Origin of the sequence: Bacillus sp. B4EP4a, assembly GCF_006680105.1 — a bacterium.
In the GTDB taxonomy this organism is placed as follows: domain Bacteria; phylum Bacillota; class Bacilli; order Bacillales; family DSM-1321; genus Peribacillus; species Peribacillus simplex_E.
This window is the reverse complement of record NZ_VHIK01000007.1, coordinates 43,617-61,844: the sequence shown is the minus strand read 5'-3', so window position 1 is coordinate 61,844 and position 18,228 is coordinate 43,617. Positions and strand designations below refer to the sequence as shown.

General features: G+C 41.1%; 13 protein-coding genes. 2 read left to right on the top strand and 11 right to left on the bottom strand.

Going from position 1 to position 18,228, the window contains the following annotated elements; translation table 11 throughout:
• Window positions 1–364: 364 nt before the first annotated feature.
• The 3 genes from FNK51_RS04420 to FNK51_RS04410 all read right to left on the bottom strand — a co-directional run bounded on the left by FNK51_RS04420 (window position 365) and on the right by FNK51_RS04410 (window position 3,057).
• A complete protein-coding gene (locus tag FNK51_RS04420) occupies window positions 365–910 on the bottom strand; it encodes a TetR/AcrR family transcriptional regulator (protein ID WP_141992558.1) in 546 nt (181 codons plus the stop codon).
• A gap of 139 nt (window positions 911–1,049) precedes the next feature.
• Window positions 1,050–1,952, bottom strand: coding sequence for an alpha/beta hydrolase (locus FNK51_RS04415; RefSeq protein ID WP_141992557.1), 903 nt, complete (start codon window positions 1,950–1,952; stop codon window positions 1,050–1,052).
• A gap of 595 nt (window positions 1,953–2,547) precedes the next feature.
• On the bottom strand, window positions 2,548–3,057 hold the full coding sequence (locus tag FNK51_RS04410) for a hypothetical protein (RefSeq protein ID WP_141992556.1): 510 nt from the start codon (window positions 3,055–3,057) through the stop codon (window positions 2,548–2,550).
• Between the two features lie 296 nt (window positions 3,058–3,353).
• Between FNK51_RS04410 and brnQ the strand changes: the two genes are divergently transcribed.
• Window positions 3,354–4,694, top strand: coding sequence for a branched-chain amino acid transport system II carrier protein (gene brnQ, locus FNK51_RS04405; protein ID WP_141992555.1), 1,341 nt, complete (start codon window positions 3,354–3,356; stop codon window positions 4,692–4,694).
• A 154-nt stretch (window positions 4,695–4,848) separates the two neighbouring features.
• On the opposite strand, the gene FNK51_RS04400 is transcribed toward brnQ, so the two are convergent.
• The 7 genes from FNK51_RS04400 to FNK51_RS04375 all read right to left on the bottom strand — a co-directional run bounded on the left by FNK51_RS04400 (window position 4,849) and on the right by FNK51_RS04375 (window position 16,419).
• The gene (locus FNK51_RS04400; protein ID WP_483296110.1) at window positions 4,849–5,376 is read right to left on the bottom strand and encodes a DinB family protein; all 528 of its coding nucleotides are present in this window, start codon (window positions 5,374–5,376) and stop codon (window positions 4,849–4,851) included.
• Window positions 5,377–5,533: 157 nt separating this feature from the next.
• Window positions 5,534–5,680: a YuzK family famiily protein gene (locus tag FNK51_RS27715; RefSeq protein WP_483296109.1), complete on the bottom strand. Its 147-nt coding sequence runs from the start codon at window positions 5,678–5,680 to the stop codon at window positions 5,534–5,536.
• 292 nt (window positions 5,681–5,972) lie between these two features.
• Window positions 5,973–6,848 carry an L-serine ammonia-lyase, iron-sulfur-dependent, subunit alpha gene (sdaAA, locus tag FNK51_RS04395; RefSeq protein WP_141992553.1) on the bottom strand — a complete coding sequence of 292 codons (876 nt, stop codon included), beginning with the start codon at window positions 6,846–6,848 and terminating at the stop codon, window positions 5,973–5,975.
• A 31-nt stretch (window positions 6,849–6,879) separates the two neighbouring features.
• A complete protein-coding gene (gene sdaAB, locus FNK51_RS04390) occupies window positions 6,880–7,542 on the bottom strand; it encodes an L-serine ammonia-lyase, iron-sulfur-dependent subunit beta (protein WP_141992552.1) in 663 nt (220 codons plus the stop codon).
• A 301-nt stretch (window positions 7,543–7,843) separates the two neighbouring features.
• Complete coding sequence (locus tag FNK51_RS04385) at window positions 7,844–12,175, bottom strand: endonuclease (protein ID WP_181762181.1); 4,332 nt, start codon at window positions 12,173–12,175, stop codon at window positions 7,844–7,846.
• Window positions 12,176–12,229: 54 nt separating this feature from the next.
• Complete coding sequence (locus FNK51_RS27060) at window positions 12,230–15,040, bottom strand: bifunctional metallophosphatase/5'-nucleotidase (RefSeq protein ID WP_286178573.1); 2,811 nt, start codon at window positions 15,038–15,040, stop codon at window positions 12,230–12,232.
• Window positions 15,041–15,864: 824 nt separating this feature from the next.
• On the bottom strand, window positions 15,865–16,419 hold the full coding sequence (locus FNK51_RS04375) for a helix-turn-helix domain-containing protein (RefSeq protein WP_098373065.1): 555 nt from the start codon (window positions 16,417–16,419) through the stop codon (window positions 15,865–15,867).
• A gap of 103 nt (window positions 16,420–16,522) precedes the next feature.
• On the opposite strand from FNK51_RS04375, the gene FNK51_RS04370 reads away from it, so the two are divergent.
• Window positions 16,523–17,107 (top strand): LysE family transporter, encoded by a 585-nt coding sequence (locus tag FNK51_RS04370; RefSeq protein ID WP_098373078.1) that lies wholly within the window; start codon window positions 16,523–16,525, stop codon window positions 17,105–17,107.
• A gap of 62 nt (window positions 17,108–17,169) precedes the next feature.
• On the opposite strand, the gene FNK51_RS04365 is transcribed toward FNK51_RS04370, so the two are convergent.
• Entirely contained in the window at window positions 17,170–17,955 is a 786-nt protein-coding gene (locus tag FNK51_RS04365; protein WP_286178572.1) for a PhzF family phenazine biosynthesis protein, read from the bottom strand.
• Window positions 17,956–18,228: the final 273 nt, after the last annotated feature.

Here is an 18,228-nt window from a genome sequence, read left to right as displayed (position 1 = left end):
ATCTCCTGGTTTTAAATAAAAATCATTTCATACAAATTTTACAAACGCAGAGTGTAATCGCTTACAACCTTTAGTTCATTAGTTTACTTTTTATTTCTAACACCTACTTTTTGCACCATATTAACTAACGGTAGTTAGTATTAAACCAAATATAAACATAGTTGTAAAAAAAGTCAAACTATTTTTTATTGTCTATCAAATCCGCCTATTGATCAAACCTGCCCCCTTTAGACATCACCCTTAAACTCAGCTGTCCCTATGGCTCCATAAGAAAAAGAGCTGCCAAAGCAGCTCCCTTATTGAAATAAAGCACCCATTAGTTTAAGAGAAAAAAGGCGTCCCTGTTCTGCAGACACGCCTAATATTATAAATTCCTCTCTAACAAAATTCCCACTTGTTCTGCCAAGAATTGAGGCGGATCAGGTATTCCATTCGTGAAATAAGATTCTACTATCCCTACAATAGCTACTCCAAAAAATTGAATGATAACATCTTTACTTAATCCTTGATTTTTCCCTTTGTTTACATCTACTTCATTCTGTACTTCTTCGATGACAAGCTCAAGAAAGCGACTGCGAAAAAAAGGTGCCCCTTTGTCTGCCAACATGGTTGAAAAGAAGGAATAATGACTTTCAAAGTATTCAAACCAAATGAGAAGAGCATCTGTAAAACTCAATTCAGATGAGGATTCACAAAGTTTTCTTAGTTCGTTAATATGCTCTTCAATGAGCTTATCGAGCAGATCATATTTATCCAGGTAATGAGAGTAAATAGTTCTTCGGCCAACATTCGCTTTGTCGGCAATATCCTGTATCGTAATCTGATCAAAATTCTTTTCAGACATCAGTTCAATAAAAGCTTTTTTTATTGCTTCCTGAGATTTGAGTATTCTTCTATCCACGATAGACATTGTGAGAGTCACCAAACTTTCTTGAAAAACCTTGTGCTATAAGGTACAGCCGTTTTCCTGAAAGTACTGGGAAAACGGCTTTATTCTTAATGATACCAAGCTTCTGTTTTTTTAAAACATGTTGGATGCTACTTTCTTATTAAAGATTCTTGCCAAAGTACTCTGTTAACTTAGTTACAGCTTGATCTACATATTCTGGGATATCATACATAGCAATATGCGTTGCACCCTCAACCCGGAACAATTCCTTTGGTCCATTCGACAATTCATGGAATTGTTCGCTGTAACCGCGTGTGTCGGCCTCGGTTCCTACAATCAATAACATAGGTTGAGTCAGGTATGTGCTAATTTGGCTTGATGCCGAGAATGCCAAGAGTTTGTCAACGCTTGTAAATAGGAATCGATTTGGAGAATTAGGGTGCTGTGCTCTAGGCGTTCTATAGTAGTCAAAAGCTTCACGCATTAGTACAGGTGTATTTTCATCAATTTCTTCAAGCGTATCAGGTGCATAAGTAAGGAAATGCGCTTCTGTTCCATTTGCTTCTGTAGTACGCTGCTTAGCAACCGCCTCAAGTGTTTGCAATTGTGTTTCAATGCTACCTTCTCCTCGGAACATAGCACCGATGTCCACCGCACTCACAGTCGCTACAGCTTTGATGCGGCGTTCAGTTTGAGCTGCAGCTACGGCATAACCGCCACCCGCACAAATACCAAGTGCTCCAATCTTTTCTTGATCAATATACGGAAGAGTTATCAAATAATCCACTGCACAACGCACATCTTCTACTCTGGCATTCGGATCTTCAAGCAAACGTGGTTCTCCTTCGCTCTCTCCCTGATGAGATGCGTCATATGCTAACGCAACAAAACCATTGTCAGAAAGCTTTTGTGCATATAACCCTGCAGTCTGTTCTTTTACTCCACCACCAGGATGTACAACAACAATTCCAGAATATTTTTTGCTTTCGTCAAATCTCTCAGGTAAATAAAGGTTCCCTGACATCTTTAAATGACCATTTTTAAACGTTACTGATTTTTTCATGTTTTTTCCCCTTTTTTGTAATGAATTCGATGCCCCAAAAACAAACTGCATATATGTGCAATAAGGAGCATCTGTGTAACATTATAAACAGGAACAGGATATCTTCAATGACCAATTGACTACGATTCGTGCGTTAGTGCACAATTCGAGTGAAATTGTGTAATATGCCTTCTTCCACTTATTCTGACGTTATAAAATGAAATAAAAAAAAGACCTTATTCAGGTCACAGTGATTGCGATTGATTCAAGAATTCTCTAATTTCTTCTATAGGTATCCCTAGCTACCGGGCTTTCAATAGCATTTCTGCCCCCTTACTCCACGAGATCTGGAATTTTATATATCATTTTCCCTGTTTCTTTTTCCTTCAAAATATATGAATGCAGAAAGAATAATGATTGCAATAAATACAATGTCAGATAACCAAAATAAGTCCATATCCGTGAAAAACTCAACCATACTTATTATATAGAAAGCCCGAATAAGAAAATTAGTAAGAAAACATCTTTTTTACTTTGTTTCCGTTTTTCAAAGAACAATCCCACTATTTTTTCAAAAGCTGATCCCATTATAAAACACCCCCTTAATTTTCCCTCTCTAAAGTCCGCCGTCTAAACCGTCAATCTTTATCCCTCTGCTCCAATCACGGGTGACTTTTAATTCATTATCAATGATGGTTATCGTGAGTTCTCCTTCTTTCTTATAAATCTTGGATGAATTCTCGTCATAAACCTTAAATACCGTTGTGTATGTGTAATCCACTGTACCATCTTCATTAATACTTTGTTCTTCAAGCTTCACACTTTGCACTTCGATGCTTTTCTTGATTTCTTTGGCTACCAGTGCTGGCATAGAATAAAAACGGTTAACAATTTGGGCATTATATTCATCTTCTGATAAATATCCTTTAATTCTTTCTGCAATTTCATTAAAGGCAGGAGGATTCGCTGGATCTTTAATGGTATATCGTACAGTATAATAGCCTTTAAATAACTTTTCTGCCTCTTCCAATTTGACCGCATTACCCTCTTTAACAGGGCTCCTCTCTGTCATTTCACCGTTTTCTTTGACCACTTCCTTGTTACATGCACCTGCAACTGAAAACACTGCGATTAACAACAAAAAGCTAAGAAATTTTTTAATGTCAGCACCCTCATTTCCTTTTACATTTCATTTGTTAAAAAATGAATTTCATTAGTATGAGCAGCCTTTAAATGTTCAAAATAAGGTAAAGGCGGACCACTGATCATCAGGGGAAATAATAAAAAACAAAAAATATATTGAAATATCAATTTAATTTAGATATAATACGATACGGTCTTGAAATTAGTCTGTGTATAATTTTTAGAAAATTTAATAATTTTCTAAAATAGCAAATTTTGGTTTTTTTCGGAGGGTTTATTTTGTCTAATAAGGTACCATCATCATTTATAGTTGTGATTGGGTTCATGTTATTTGCCCTTTTCTTCGGGGCAGGGAATTTAATTTTCCCGCCAATGCTTGGTCAATCAGCAGGTACGAATATCTGGACGGCTAATGCAGGGTTTTTGGTCACAGGAGTAGGATTACCGTTACTCGGTGTGCTGGCACTCGGTTTTTCTGGAAAAGATGACTTACAATCATTAGCGAGCCGCGTCCATCCAGTCTTTGGTATTGTATTCACAACTGTTCTTTATTTAGCCATTGGTCCATTATTCGCAATGCCTAGAACAGGAAACGTTTCTTTTGAGATCGGTGTAAAACCTTTTTTACCTGAAGATTCAGGTCCACTGCCTTTACTTATTTTCACTATCATCTTTTTTACGGTTTCGTGCCTTCTTTCGCTCAATCCTGCGAAAATTGTCGAAATTGTGGGGAAAGTTTTGACACCCATCAAGTTGACATTCATAGGAATCCTTGTGGTAGTGGCTTTCGTCAATCCAATTGGAGATTTTCAAGCACCTGCCGAGCACTATATGGTTCAACCATTTTTCAATGGGTTTAGAGAAGGTTATCTGACGATGGATACTCTTGCATCTTTTGTTTTTGGCATCATCATCATTAATGCCATTAAAGAAAAAGGTGCTAAAACAAAAAAACAAATAATGATTGTTTGTGGAAAAGCGACTGCGATTGCGGCCGTTATCCTTGCTACCATTTATACAGCTCTCTCTTATATGGGTGCTTCAAGCGTTGGAGAACTTGGACGCTTGGATAATGGAGGCATTGTCTTGGCAAAAGTCTCGGATTATTACTTTGGAGCATATGGCGGGCTATTATTAGGATTAATGATCACAGTGGCTTGCATAACGACAAGCGTGGGACTCATTACATCTTGCTCGACATACTTCCATAAGCTATTTCCAAATCTGCCTTACAAAACAATTGCCATAAGTTTATCCTTATTTAGTGCAATAATAGCCAATATTGGACTAACCCAGTTAATTGCCATTTCTGTACCGGTGATGACAGCCATTTATCCATTAGCGATTGTTTTGATCTTCTTGACATTTCTTCATTCTTTCTTTAAAGGAAGACCTGAAGTTTATCAAGGCAGCTTACTTTTGACATTCATCGTCAGTTTATTCGATGGATTAAATGGAGCAGGTGTACACATTTCATTCATCAATGATTTCTTCACCGTAATCCTTCCTATGTATGAGGCAGGACTAGGATGGATCATCCCAGCCATTGTCGGAGGATTCATTGGGTATGCCAGCAGCGTCTTACGTTCGAAATTCGGTCATAATCACCAAATAGATTAAACGATATAAAATCAGTCCAGGAATATTTGACTGTAGGCAAATTCGAAGAAAAGCGAGTTTGCCTACAGTTTTTTTCTTTAAAAAACGAAACCCGCTCCCATTCCGCCGACTGTCTGCCAAGCATCATCTTCGCAAGCCAGTTATTCTGCAGGATTCATTCATTCCGTAATTTCTTCAGCAATTGAAAAATCTGCCCCCTATGGTGTGCTTCATGTTCAATCAGATGGTAAACGACCCATTCAGGTGTGACGTCATATTGTTCAAGCACCCTCGGTTTACGCCAATCCGTTAGATTCATTGTGCGAAAGTTTGAAAGAAATACTTCACGTACCTTATTGAGGCGGTAGAAATGTTCTTCCAATGTTTGTCCTTCAATTTGGCTTAGGGAGCCATCTTCAGCACGGCATCCAAATGGAAACAATGCGCGTATTTCCGAATCCCATTCCGTAACAAGGACCTCCTCGTATAACCAATCTGCCTCTATCAACGCTATGTGATATAACAGCGAGCCAATCGTTTGCCTTTCATCGATTTTCGAATCGAGTAAATTTTGGCTGATTCCAGTCAATTCCGCTATAAGCGTACGGCGAACATCTTCTAAACACCATAACCACCGCCCAATTTCCTCTTCATATCCCGGTAATGCAGATACCAGTAATGCTCTTCTCTCCACCAAGATCATCCTCCTCTTCATGAACGTACATTCTATTTAAAAGTGTTGTTTCCTTCTTTTAAATGGAAATTACCTTTTAGAGCAGGACAAAAAGAGCAATCTTTTAGATTGCCCTTTCGCTTGTGCCTGATTGTTTCGTTTATGTCATCGATATCGTAGATCGAAATTAACTCCCCAAAAAGAGATTGGCTCTCATCTCCTCTGTTATACGCCTGCTTTGTAGATAATCCTGTTCCCGTTCTTGTTCAACCATCATGCGTTGCTCCAGTTTTTGAGCATATTGTGCATAGCTGATTCCATGAGCCTGAAACATCGCTTTTTCCATTGCCGACGTGTACGTTAATTCGAGAAAATTAATGAAGAATCAATCCTTCCCATAGTAAATTTCGTACTCATCTTATCATTGTTAGTGATAACTCACAAAGTTGCTATGGCTCCATATTCACTGATAATTCAGACTTTTCAACTGCTGTTTCTATCTCCGTGTACATAAACGCCAAATCCCTCCATCTTCCTCTAATTTCCTTTTTTCATTTACAAAATGACCAGGTTGAAGACAAATTAAAAGTCCCATTAACAAACCTGTTGTTAATGGGACTGAATGTTTATTTATATGAACCGAAAATTTCCTTTGCCAATCTACGCCCAGTAGGAGTCGCAGCCAGGCCGCCCTCTGCCGTTTCTCGAAGTGCAACCGGCATGGTCAATCCTATTTTATACATGGCGTCGATAACTTCGTCACATGGAATGCGGCTCGTAATGCCTGCAAGCGCCATATCAGCTGCCGTTATCGCGTTGGAGGCACCCATTGCGTTACGTTTCACGCAAGGAACTTCGACCAATCCAGCCACTGGATCACAAACCAGTCCAAGCATATTTTTCAATGTGATCGCCATCGCTTCTGCGGCTTGGCTTGGCGTACCGCCGGCCAGTTCTACTATCGCAGCCGCGGCCATTCCACTTGCCGAGCCCACTTCTGCTTGGCAGCCACCAGCCGCTCCAGAAATGGAAGCGTTGTTTGCGACCACGAAACCGAAGGCAGCGGAGGTGAAAAGAAATTCGATCATCTCTGCTCGGGTCGGGTTTAATTTTTCTTTCACGGCAAATAATGTACCGGGAACAACGCCTGCCGAACCGGCAGTCGGAGTGGCACAAATCATTCCCATTGCTGCATTCACTTCGTTCGTCGCAACCGCTTTACTGACGGCATCCAATAATAAATTGCCTGCGAGCGCCTTGCCCGACTTGATATAATTTTGCAAAAGAACGGCATCCCCGCCCGTTAGACCTGTAACGGATTGCACACCTTTCAGGCCTCTTTCCACCGCTTGTTCCATCACTGTCAAATTCCTGTCCATCTTTTCAATGATCTGTTCTCTCGACAGGCTCGAGAACTCCATTTCTTGTAAAATCATGATTTCCGCGATTTTTACATTTTTACTTTCAGCAAGTTCAACCAACTCTGCTACATTTCGGAACATGTTTTTACCTCCATATCTATGCCAGCACTTATCATTCAACCATCCTTATGACTTGCGACACGTTTTCCAATCCTTCAATTTCCTTCATGACATCGCTCTTGATTTTCTGATCGACTTCAATCACCATGAGGGCCATTTGACCTTTTTCTTTCCGTGAAACTTCCATATGTCCAATGTTAATTTCATGATTCGCCAATACTGTCGAAACGGAAGATATGATTCCAAATACATCGTTATGCACGACTAAAATGGCTGGGTTTTCACCCGACAATTTAAGCTTGAACGTATTCAATTCCGTTATTTCTATCGTTCCGCCGCCAATCGAGATCCCGACTAGTTCCAATTCTTTATCTTCGTCGAACAGCCTGATCTTGACTGTATTAGGGTGATCCATCACCGTATCCTCGATTGTAAAGGTAACTTCCATGCCAACTTCTTCCGCTATCGTTAAAGAGGCAGGGATTCGTTCATCATCTGTATCGAAATCCAATATCCCGCCTACGACAGCGACATCCGTACCGTGTCCCCTGTATGTTTTTGCAAAAGAGCCATATAAAGAAATAATGGCTTTCTTCGGTTGCTTTCCGAATAATGTCCGTGCTACTCTGCCAATTCTGGCAGCTCCTGCTGTATGTGAGCTTGAAGGTCCAATCATGACGGGACCGATTATATCGAATGCAGATCTGTATTTCATCGTGTAATGCCCCATTTCTGGCAATATATTTTTTAACCGTCTTTTTAGGGTGAATGAAGATCAAAAAGCGGCATAATTACTATATTAAAATATTTTTATCATTCCTGCAATGAAAACCCTTTCATTGCATATCCCATATTAACATATATTACATAACATACCTACCAAAATATTTATCATTTAACGTGAAATCAATATTTGATTTTTCAGTATATTAAGATAATTAACCTTTTAATCATTAAATTTGTAGAAAAGCATGAAAAAAGCAGCCATCAGGCTGCTTTCCCTTCTATCTCCGATTTTAACTTGCCTTTTTCTCATCGATGGATTTAGCGGCACCCCAAATTTCGGATGCCCATTCAGGATGGTCGATGAATGGATTGCGGTTATTTTGCCAGTCATGAATGACATCATTGCGATGGCTCTCGAATTCGTCGACTGGATCGAGTTCATTCCATTTCAAAAGTGTCGATAGCTTTCCATGAAGCGGCTTAGGATACGTATTGACTGTATCGGATAATTCAAGATCCAACTCGCCGTCTCCTTCATATCGGACGGCCATGTAAAATAACATCCTTGCTATATCGCCTTTAACATGATCTGGCGGCTCCCATGAATCTGAATCAAACTTACATTCACATCCACTATATGTTTGACCGCCCTCGTCGAAATCAAGGTGGCCCCGTTTACCATTCACTGTTACATCAGCGGGACGGAGGTGATGAAGGTCTGTCCCGGGACCTTTGCTTGTCCCAAAATCACCGTGGGACTTTGCCCAAACATGTTCACGGTTCCATTGTCCGGTATTGCCCCCATTCGCGTTCTTCGAGATGGATTTTCCAGAGTAAAGCAAGATGACATTCTGTTTGTTCACCGGATCTTCATCCGTTTCTTTAAGGGCATTCCACACTTGATCATAAGATAACATCGTATGACCCTTAATTATCAAGTGCAGAACAGATTTCAATTCCGTTCCCGTTTTTCCTGCCGCCGTTTCGTAATAAGCTTCAAGCGGCTTATCATTCGATACGGTCAACGTGAAACGGGCAACCGCTTCCGATTGCTGGTCCTCGGCCTTGACTGCGACAAGGTATGTTCCTGCTTCATTTGCAGGAAGGGTTAATGTCTGGCCGGCGACCGTACCGATAGTGGATGAAAAGGTAAGTTCATCTCCATCTGGATCTGAGAAGTGCTCACTCAAATCGATGGTGACCTTGGAACCGGCTTTCACTTCAAGATTTTCCAGGTTTTTCGATACGACTGGCGCATGATTTTCTTTAGGGTCGAAAGGGGAAGCAATCGCTCCCCCTTTCGAATTGACAAACTTGATATTCGATGTGTCGACACCTTCTGTTACCGTCCACTTCTGAACATTTTCAGCGCCCCTGATTTCTTTTACATTGGCGTTATCGATGATGACTTCCTTCACCGCCATGCCTCCAAAATCGATGATTGCACCTTCCTTATCCGGTTTTATCGTCACTGCAGCACTCTTCAGACCAAGGCCTTTGAGTACAGCATATGAACCTTTTAACCAGATACCTTCTTCGATGTTGGATGTTTCATCAAGATCGATCAAAACACTAGGTGAAGCAATCGTAAGTCTTTTTGTTTTAACGTTTGTTAAATTATACGTTTTTTCAGGAGCAGGAGTTTCAACTCCGCCTGATTCAGATAAAGAGGTTGAGATCAGTACAGGGTCATGATCGCTAGCTCTTCCATGAGCTTCCATGAAGGATGAGTTAATATGGACAATATCGACTTTTGTCGCCTCGGCCATATTATTCGATACAAGGATATGGTCCAGTACTTGTGAATTGCCTTGATATGTGTAAGAATAACGTTTTTCAAAAGGGACTTTCTCGATCATATTGGTTAGAACATTGCCCTTTAATGTTTTTAGCGGAGCCGAAAATTCAAAATCATTAAAGTCTCCAAGCAAGACGACATTCGCTTTGGCATCCTGTGACTTGATATCACTGACAAACCGATTGACAATGGAGGCAATTTGAAGCCTTTGCGTTTCACTTGAAAGGACAGGAGGCTGGTTTTTGCCGAATAAAGGCTGGTCACCGCCCTTGGAATTAAAATGATTGGCCACCACCACTACGCTTTCGCCTTTAAATTCGAATTGAGCGGCTAAAGGCTTCCTGCTTGAAGTGAAGGCGGGATCGGTAGGCTCAATTCGTCCAGGGTTCAAGGTAAGTTTTCCATCTTTGAAGCCCACGGACTGTGTTGCCGTTCCTTTCGTTCCTTCAGTCAATTGGACACGGTCGACATTATATAAAAAGCCTACGCGGATATTACCGCCGGGTGCCCCGCCATCAAGTTTATCTTCTGGAGCGATATCGATGTATTGATATTGCGGTCCGCCCAGCTCTTTTATTTTGTCGGTTAACTTCTTGGCACTTTGAGCAGAATCCGTTGTCCCGCTATCCGTTGCCCCATCATTATCTTGCATTTCCGTTACGCCGATGATATCGGGTTGTTTAAGATTAGTAATGATGGATGTTGCAATCGTTTCGACTTTAGAATTAGCTGTTTGAGTGGAAAAATTCTCGATATTATAGGAAGCGATCGATAGCTTATCAGCATCCTTCTCTAAGGATGTCACTTCCCGGGCCGTTCCGCCATCCTTTAACGCAGACAGCTGGGCTTTATCCGTCACTACCCTATAATTGCTATATCCATAGCTGATGACACCCGTGACCGAGCCATCAAAGAAATCACCCGTTTTCGCTGCAAATGATTCATCATTTATATCCAGGGTAATTCTTTCAGGATTGAAATCCGTTTCCGTTATTTTGACGCCCCCAACTGCAGTCGTCGTTTCCATATTCCCTGGAATCACGACCAATTCACCATAGTCTTGAGGAGCGACCACTTTCGGGTTATATACTTGAACGAGCATTCCTTCCAGACTCTCGTAGAAATCAATGCCGTCTTCGCTCGGATTAAAATCTGTCAATCTATCATCATCGATGTTCTCGGAAGGCGGAATGACATCTTTTCCGATGACGATCGGTTCTGGCATCGCTGCAGTGCCAAGCCTTTCAATCGTCGTATTGGTCAATTCAGTTGTTGGCAGATCCGTCGTTTTCATTTCAGCGTATCCTTCGATATACCACTCAGCGACTTTACCTGCCACTTTGACATGATCTCCCGCTTTCAGACCATGTGCTTTGTTGTACACAAGTATTCCCTCGGAAGTCGTTAAGTCCTTATCCGGGTTGGGATCTTGCATATAAAAGTTATTCGCATCCTTTACATAAGTGACGACACCTTCCACACCTGAGACGAGTTGATTTTCATATGATGAAAAATGATTCATCCCCTGAATATCACGAATCTTCACTTCATTGGTTTTGGTAACGGTATAGGCAAAAGTGAAAACTTCCGATGTCTTATCGTTGACAGCGATTGCCTTGATGACAGTATCTTTCGTTAAAATAATCGGTTCTGTGTACAAGGCACTTGAAGAAGTCGGTGAGGATCCATCCAGCGTATAATGGATTTTCGCTTCTTCCCAGCCAGATTCAAGTGACACTTTTGTATTTTCACTAACCGTACCAGGGAAAATATCCGTGTATACGGCTGGTTTGTTCACCAGTTCATAATCTTCAATGCCACGCGGCTTCAACTGATACGTGTCATTGAACTTTGATCCGATCCCGGTTACGGAAATGACATCCCCTACTTTAAAGTTCCTCACGAACTCTTCATAACTCGAACCGGTCCGGTTATCATGGCGAACGATAACAGATTTCCCTTCAGTATCTTCCGCCTTGAATTCGAATGTTCCATATGTTCCCGATGCAGCCAATTCTGTAATGGTCGCTTTTTCAATGGTGACCAGCTCACCTTGTGTTTCCTCATTGACCCCAGATGCATCAATTTTTTGGATTTCAGGAAGTTCATTCCCGGAAGAAACCACTTCAAGGGAGGTTGGTTGGATTTGCAATTCCTTATTATAAGCGGATACTTTTCCGATTAAAGTAACCTTATCCCCTTGCTTTACATCCTCAGGCCAGGAAGAACCATAAACGTATAGCCCAGCCGTTTCATCTTGGATATAAAAGCCTTTTCCTCCCCAATAACCAAGCCCTGTGGTGACCACTCCATCGACCTGCACTACATCTTGGGTATTCGTGCGCGCCTCGGCAATGGAGTCCAGAACCTTCACATCAGGCTGTTCAGGAGTTGTTCCTCCATCAGTGATGATCGTGTAATCCGTTGCGGATTTCAGGCCGGGAACTGAAAAGTACTTTTCCAGCTTCCCTGTAATCGTCACCTGAGCTTTAAGTAATTCCGGATGTTCGACCAAATTCAAAGCCGTTCGGATATTTCCGGCTGGAAGCTGGACAGGCATGATTTTCTTAACATCTTTTTCATCCGGACTATCCGCAATACCTATGTTGGTACTTTCAGTAAAAGGCGATGTTTGCTGATAGCTTGTACCGCTTTTAGCTGTACCGACGATATATCCCTTCACCGTCGCCGTTCCGCTGTTATTATTAATCGCTTCCATTACCGATATTGTCCCTTCCGCTTTTGCAGCGGCTGCATTTGGCAAAACCGTTGACAGCACAATCAGTATGGCAAAGAAAAGCTTGCTTATCCCGTTCTTCTTCAAGATCTCAACCCCTCCAACTTTTTTTCGCAGGCTCAGCAATCATTTGAATACCGCTTAAAAAATGGTTTCGCCATTCACCGTGACACCGCTCATGCTCACGGTCTTACCGTTAAGTCCCGATAAATCCAAATTACCCTCGACCGTAACCTGTGAAAAAGTAAAGTCATCCGGAGGAGTTCCTGTTAATGTAAGATTCCCTTTAACGACTGCATTTTCCAATGAAGCGATATCCGTGATGTCTACAACTACATTACCTTCATGTGTTTTTGGGGCATCAGCCGTTCCGCCAAAGTCTTTAGCCAATACGACAGTCGGATCTGTATTGCTTCCGGCAACATCTTTGATGCGTCCTTCAATGCTTGGATCGACAGTTTTCAGTCCGCCTACATAATCTCGTAAATTCTCCCAATCAGCGAGTCCGATATCCGTCACTCTTCCTTCTTCATAAGCCTTCTTGAAAACGGTGAATCCATCTCCGCCCTTGGCTGTAAAAGCATTGGTCGCCACGACATATTCCTTCGCTGCATCCAATTCGGAATAGGTTCCATCTTGTCCAAGGACTTCAACCTTTGTGACACGATTGCCTGCTTCCTTCGAACTGTCGTAGCTGAATTTCATTCCGGAAACATGCAGGAAACCGCCATTTTCCTTAGGAGCGAGGCTTACACTATGCTCTAATGCTTCATTGATTTCTGCACCCGTAAGTTTCATCGTCGCTAACGTATTCCCAAACGGTAAAACGGTTAGGATTTCCCCTAAAGTGATCTCACCTTGATCGATGCCAGCGCGGATGCCCCCGCCATTTTGGAAGGCTATGGCCGTATCCTTATTGAATTCTTTCGCTTTACTTAGCATTCCATCCGTAATTAAGTTGCCCAGTTCCGTTTCATTTTTGCGAACACTCGGCTTCGTTTCATCTCCTGCATCACGCGGTGTTTCCAAGGCTTTCACAGCTGTTGCACCAGTCTTCGTTTCCTTCAGCTCCTTAATCTTCGAGGAGTATGTTTCGAGCACTTTTGCCGCTTCGGCATCATCCTGTTTTTCAGAAAGCTTAATCAGCTTACCGGCTTGTCCGACAATCTTGCCATCCTTATCGAAATTCACATCGATCGTTCCTAAATAGTCGCTATACTGATATCCTTGAACGATGACAGTCGGCTCTTTCGTTTTCCCTTTATCATCTTTGTTAACAACAACGGGGGCGTCTAACTGCGTATGGCTATGTCCGCCCACGATCACGTCGATGCCCTTGACCTTAGCAGCCAATGTTAAATCATTGTCATAAGCCGCATTGTCATCGTAACCAATATGGGATACGGCAACTATCTTATTGACTCCCATGCCTTTGAACGCCTTGACCGCTTTTTCGGCTTCTTCAAGATAGTTTTCGAATTCTATACTTCCAGGACTTGAAATATCTTTCGTCTCTTCAGTTGTAAGCCCGAAGAACCCTACCTTTTGGCCATCCACCTGTTTTACGATCCCATTGTATATCTTCCCTTGCTCTGGCTTACTTGAAATCAAGTCCGAGAATAGCCCCTTGAACTTATCATCTTTGGAGAAGTCTACATTCGAACTGACAAATGGGAACTTTGCCCCTTTTATGAAGTCAGCCAAAGCTTGATGCCCTTCGGCGCTTGATCCCAAATCAAACTCATGATTCCCGAATGTCATGACGTCATATTTCATTAAATTCATGAAGCGAAGATCCGCTTGCCCCTTGAATTCATTAAAATAAAGAGTTCCCGAGAATACGTCACCAGCATCCACCAAAAGAGCTTGCGGCTTACTCTTACGCACTTCCTTAACAGCCGTCACCCTTTTTGCCACATTGTCCAAGTGGGCATGCGTATCATTCGTATGCATCAAGGAAAGGGTGATCGCCTTCGCTGGATTTTTCAAGGCTTCTTCGGCTGCGGCAACTTTCTTATCCGCCAATGCCATTTTCGCCAGGAATTCCTTTCTGTCCGACTCCTTGATTCCATTTAAATTAATGGCTGCTTTCGCCTTTTTAGCTGCATTTATCTGTTCTTTCGTTTTAAGTTCCCCATTGGCAAGAGCTACATAGGCATTGACCCGTTTTGCCACTTCTTTTTTCTTTTCTGCATATACCGCATCATCATACTTACCTTTCACTTCTTTAACATAGGCATGTATGGCTTTTCCGAGCTTGGATGTTTTGCTGACCTTTTTCAACTGCGAAGAAACCGTTTGCATCCGCTTGTCCGCGGTCTTTAAATCACCTTTCTTCACCCAGTATGCAGCTTTTTCATAGTAGTACGGAACTTTCAGGTCACCGTTCAAAGCTGTTTTGGTCGATTTAGTGAATTTATCGTATAAAAGCTTTTCGATTTTCGCACCGTAAACAGTATCTTTAATATCTTTATCTGCCTTTTTCACGGCTTTATCCAGTGCCTCATATTGATTCCTGATATCTATTGATTTCTTGGCAAGGATGGCATTCGTAAGGGCGCCAATCGATTGGCCATGTGCAGCCTTTGCTTTCTCAGCCGCCTTATATCCTTTTACATAGCCTTCTGAACGAGTGATGTACTTATCATAAGCTTCGATTTCTTTGTATTTGGCATCTTTTTCTTTTTTGCTTAACATTGATTTTTTAATGGTAGAGTTGATGTCTTTTTTTGCTTGTTTAGCAGATTTGATTTGTTTTTCAACAGTGGACACTGAAGCGAGTTTAGAAGTGTAAAAATAGGTATCGAATGGTTTTTTGATGGCGGCCTTGGCCGTTTTGATTTTACTATTCAGGCTAGTGGCAGCATCAGAAGGTGCCGGCGCTACCGCTACGATCGTTGTCGCAGCCATTATGGTAGCTGATGCAATTTTTACGATTTTCTTTTTCCCCATTATAGTTAATCCCCCCATAAGTTATATACTGACATAACATTCTGCTAACTTATCCATAGAATTGACACAATTTACCAAAAATGAATCCCGACAAATTTACTTATCCATCCACAAATCCACCCTACTTTTTTCCTCTAAAGATTCGTGTATCTCCTATATTACAACAAAATAATCCAATTTTAAAACAAATTTACAATACAACACGGAATATTAACAGAATATTATCATTATAATCACCCCAAAATACCCATCATTTGATAGATGATATATCAATAAAATGATTTAATGGTAAAATAGTTCTGATTTACCTTGTGACCACTCATGGTCTTTATACCTGATTTGTCGAAAAGCAAAAAAAAGAGAGAGATTTAAATCTCTCCCAGACTGTAGAGGTCTCGGCTAGCCAGTTATTCGGCAGGAGTGTCGCTAATTTCTTCAATTCAATGAGTATTCATCTTATATAAAACAGTGAAAAATCATGTGGTATAAACTAGTCTTAAACGTGGTTCGGGATGAGACCAGCTACGGTTTTTATAAAAAAACATTCCAGTTGATTGGAACGGAAGGTACGAGACTCCTGCGGGAAAAACGCGTCCAAGGGAGACCCCGCAGGCGCAAAGGGCGCCGAGGAGGCTCCCGGACCGCCCGCGGAAAGCGAGTGCCCTACGTTCCAATCAACGTAATTTTGCAAACCCTCAAAAAAACAAAAAAGAGCATCAATTACGATGCCCTTGTCAAAAATTCCACCTTAATGGTTGAGGGAAGTGCCTTGCCGATACTCAAAGTATGCTTCGAATAGAGGATCAACATTACTAAACAGGCTTTTAAGTTGGATAATACAGGATCATGCTTAATCGAGTTATTGTTTCTCCTGAATTATGGTAGGCATGCGGTCTGTCAGCCTTGAATCTGATAGAATCACCATTCCTTACTGTATATTCTTCGTTATTTACACGTACAGTCAGTTCCCCTTCAAAAACTGTTATGTACTCTTCCGTTCCTTCCCTATGCGAATCGGAACTTAAGAATCCACCTTTTTCTATCTCGACTGAATATACTTCAAAGCGCTTCTCATCTTCAAAGGGGAAGTGGGGATAAACTCGATATTTGCCGTTATCTTCAGTTAAAGATTGAATTTCACTTTTTAAAATGATTTTTGTATCCGGCTGCGGGCTATTTATTAATGAAGAAAATGAAATCTTCAATCCATTGGCTATTTTCCAAATTGTTGTAATCGTAGGGCTCGATCCTCCCCTTTCTATTTGTCCGATCATCGTTTTACTTACTCCAGTTAATTCTGCAACCTTTTCCAGACTTAATTTCTTACTTTCCCTGATGGCTTTTAAATTGTTAGCAATAATAAAATTTATTTCTTCCATAAAAATGCTCCTTATTTACAATATAACGTCGGCATTGTACAATAAAAAGGAAGTCGTTATAATGTCAATTTTGGTCATTATAGCATACAAAGGAGAGTCAACCATGCATTTACTATCTTTTTTACTATTTGTTTTCGTTACAAGTTTCACTCCAGGTCCAAATAACATCATGGCAATGCTATTTGCTAACAAGTACGGGTTAAAAAATACGATTAAATTTTGTTTCGGGGTAGGTGCCGGTTTTTTTGTAATCATGTTATTGTGTAGTTATTTTAATGTTTTGCTTGAAAATTTCATACCGAAGATTGAATTTATCATGACTATCCTAGGTGCAATCTATATGCTATATCTGGCCATAAAAATCATTTCAAGTTCAAATAAAGCTAAAGACGATAAAGATGACAAGAACAACAGTTTTATAGCGGGCATGCTTTTACAATTCATAAATCCAAAAGGCATTCTTTATGGCATCACGGCAATATCGACCTTCATCCTACCTTATCACTCTTCAAATTTCAGCTTACTATTCTTTTCATTATTTCTGGCTTTTGTCGGTTTTATGAGTACGTTCTGTTGGAGTATGTTCGGTTCGGTTTTTCAATCGTTTTTATCAAAGTATAGAAGTCAGTTTAATGTAGTCATGGCTTTGTTATTGGTGTATAGTGCCATTTCGATTCTTGTACAATGAAAAAGGGCAACGGGCGCGATCCTTCATTAAGAAGGATTGCACCAAGCCTCCCTCCCCCTGCATTAAATGTTTAAGTTTCCTTCGAATATTGTCACGGCATGGCCAGAAAGTTTAACTGTGTCTTCCGTTACTTCAACCTTCAATAGTCCTCCTCTTTCCGATGCCTGATAGGCTATAAAAATACTTTTGTCCAGCTTTCTTTTCCAATATGGTCCCAGGCAACAATGGGCCGAGCCCGTTACATGATCTTCGTCAAGGCCTTGGGCAGGGGAAAAGAAACGTGAAACGAAATCATATTCACTGCTATCCGATCGACTCGTTACAATGATACCCCGAATCGGCAATTGGGCAATGGAATCTATATCCGGCTTTATATTCCTTACGATTTCCTCTGATTGAACTTCGACTAGATAATCCCATTTGTTTTGTCCAACATACACAGGCACAACACCTAAAGCTTTTATCAGTAATTCAGGGGCAGCGGTCTCCTGCTCGATTAATGACGGGAACTCCAATTGAACCATTCCATCCATGAATCTTGCAGTGAGAAGCCCGCTTTTCGTCTGATAGACAATCGGTCGATCCCTTGGGGTGTATCCTTTACCCCACAAAAAGAAAGAGCTTGCCAGCGTCCCATGTCCACAAATCGGGATTTCAATGGAAGGTGTGAACCAACGCAGCTGCCATTCAGCTTTATGAAGGTGAATGAACGCAGTGACAGGCATATTAATCTCTTTAGCCATTCGCTGCATCCACTCGCTGTCACTTTCCCCGGTAAGAAGGCAGACAGCAGCAGGGTTTCCTTTAAAAGGTTGATCTGTAAACGTATTAATGATGGTTAATTCCAAAAAAATGCCTCCTTAAATGGGATTGTCCGTAATACATTTCCACAATGAAGAACACATTTCCTTGTTTTTAAAGAGATCTCTTTCTCATTAAAATCCAAAATTCCTTGTCCATATTTCTTTTCGAACTCAGATTCCAAACGATTGTTTACGTTTATATAAAAGTCCGGTAATTCTTGTAGTGCATTTCGAAATCACTAAAATAGACAGCTTTATAAAAAAAGCTGTCCGAGTTTGTAGTAAAAGGGTTTTACCTAAAATTTCAAAACAAAGTTG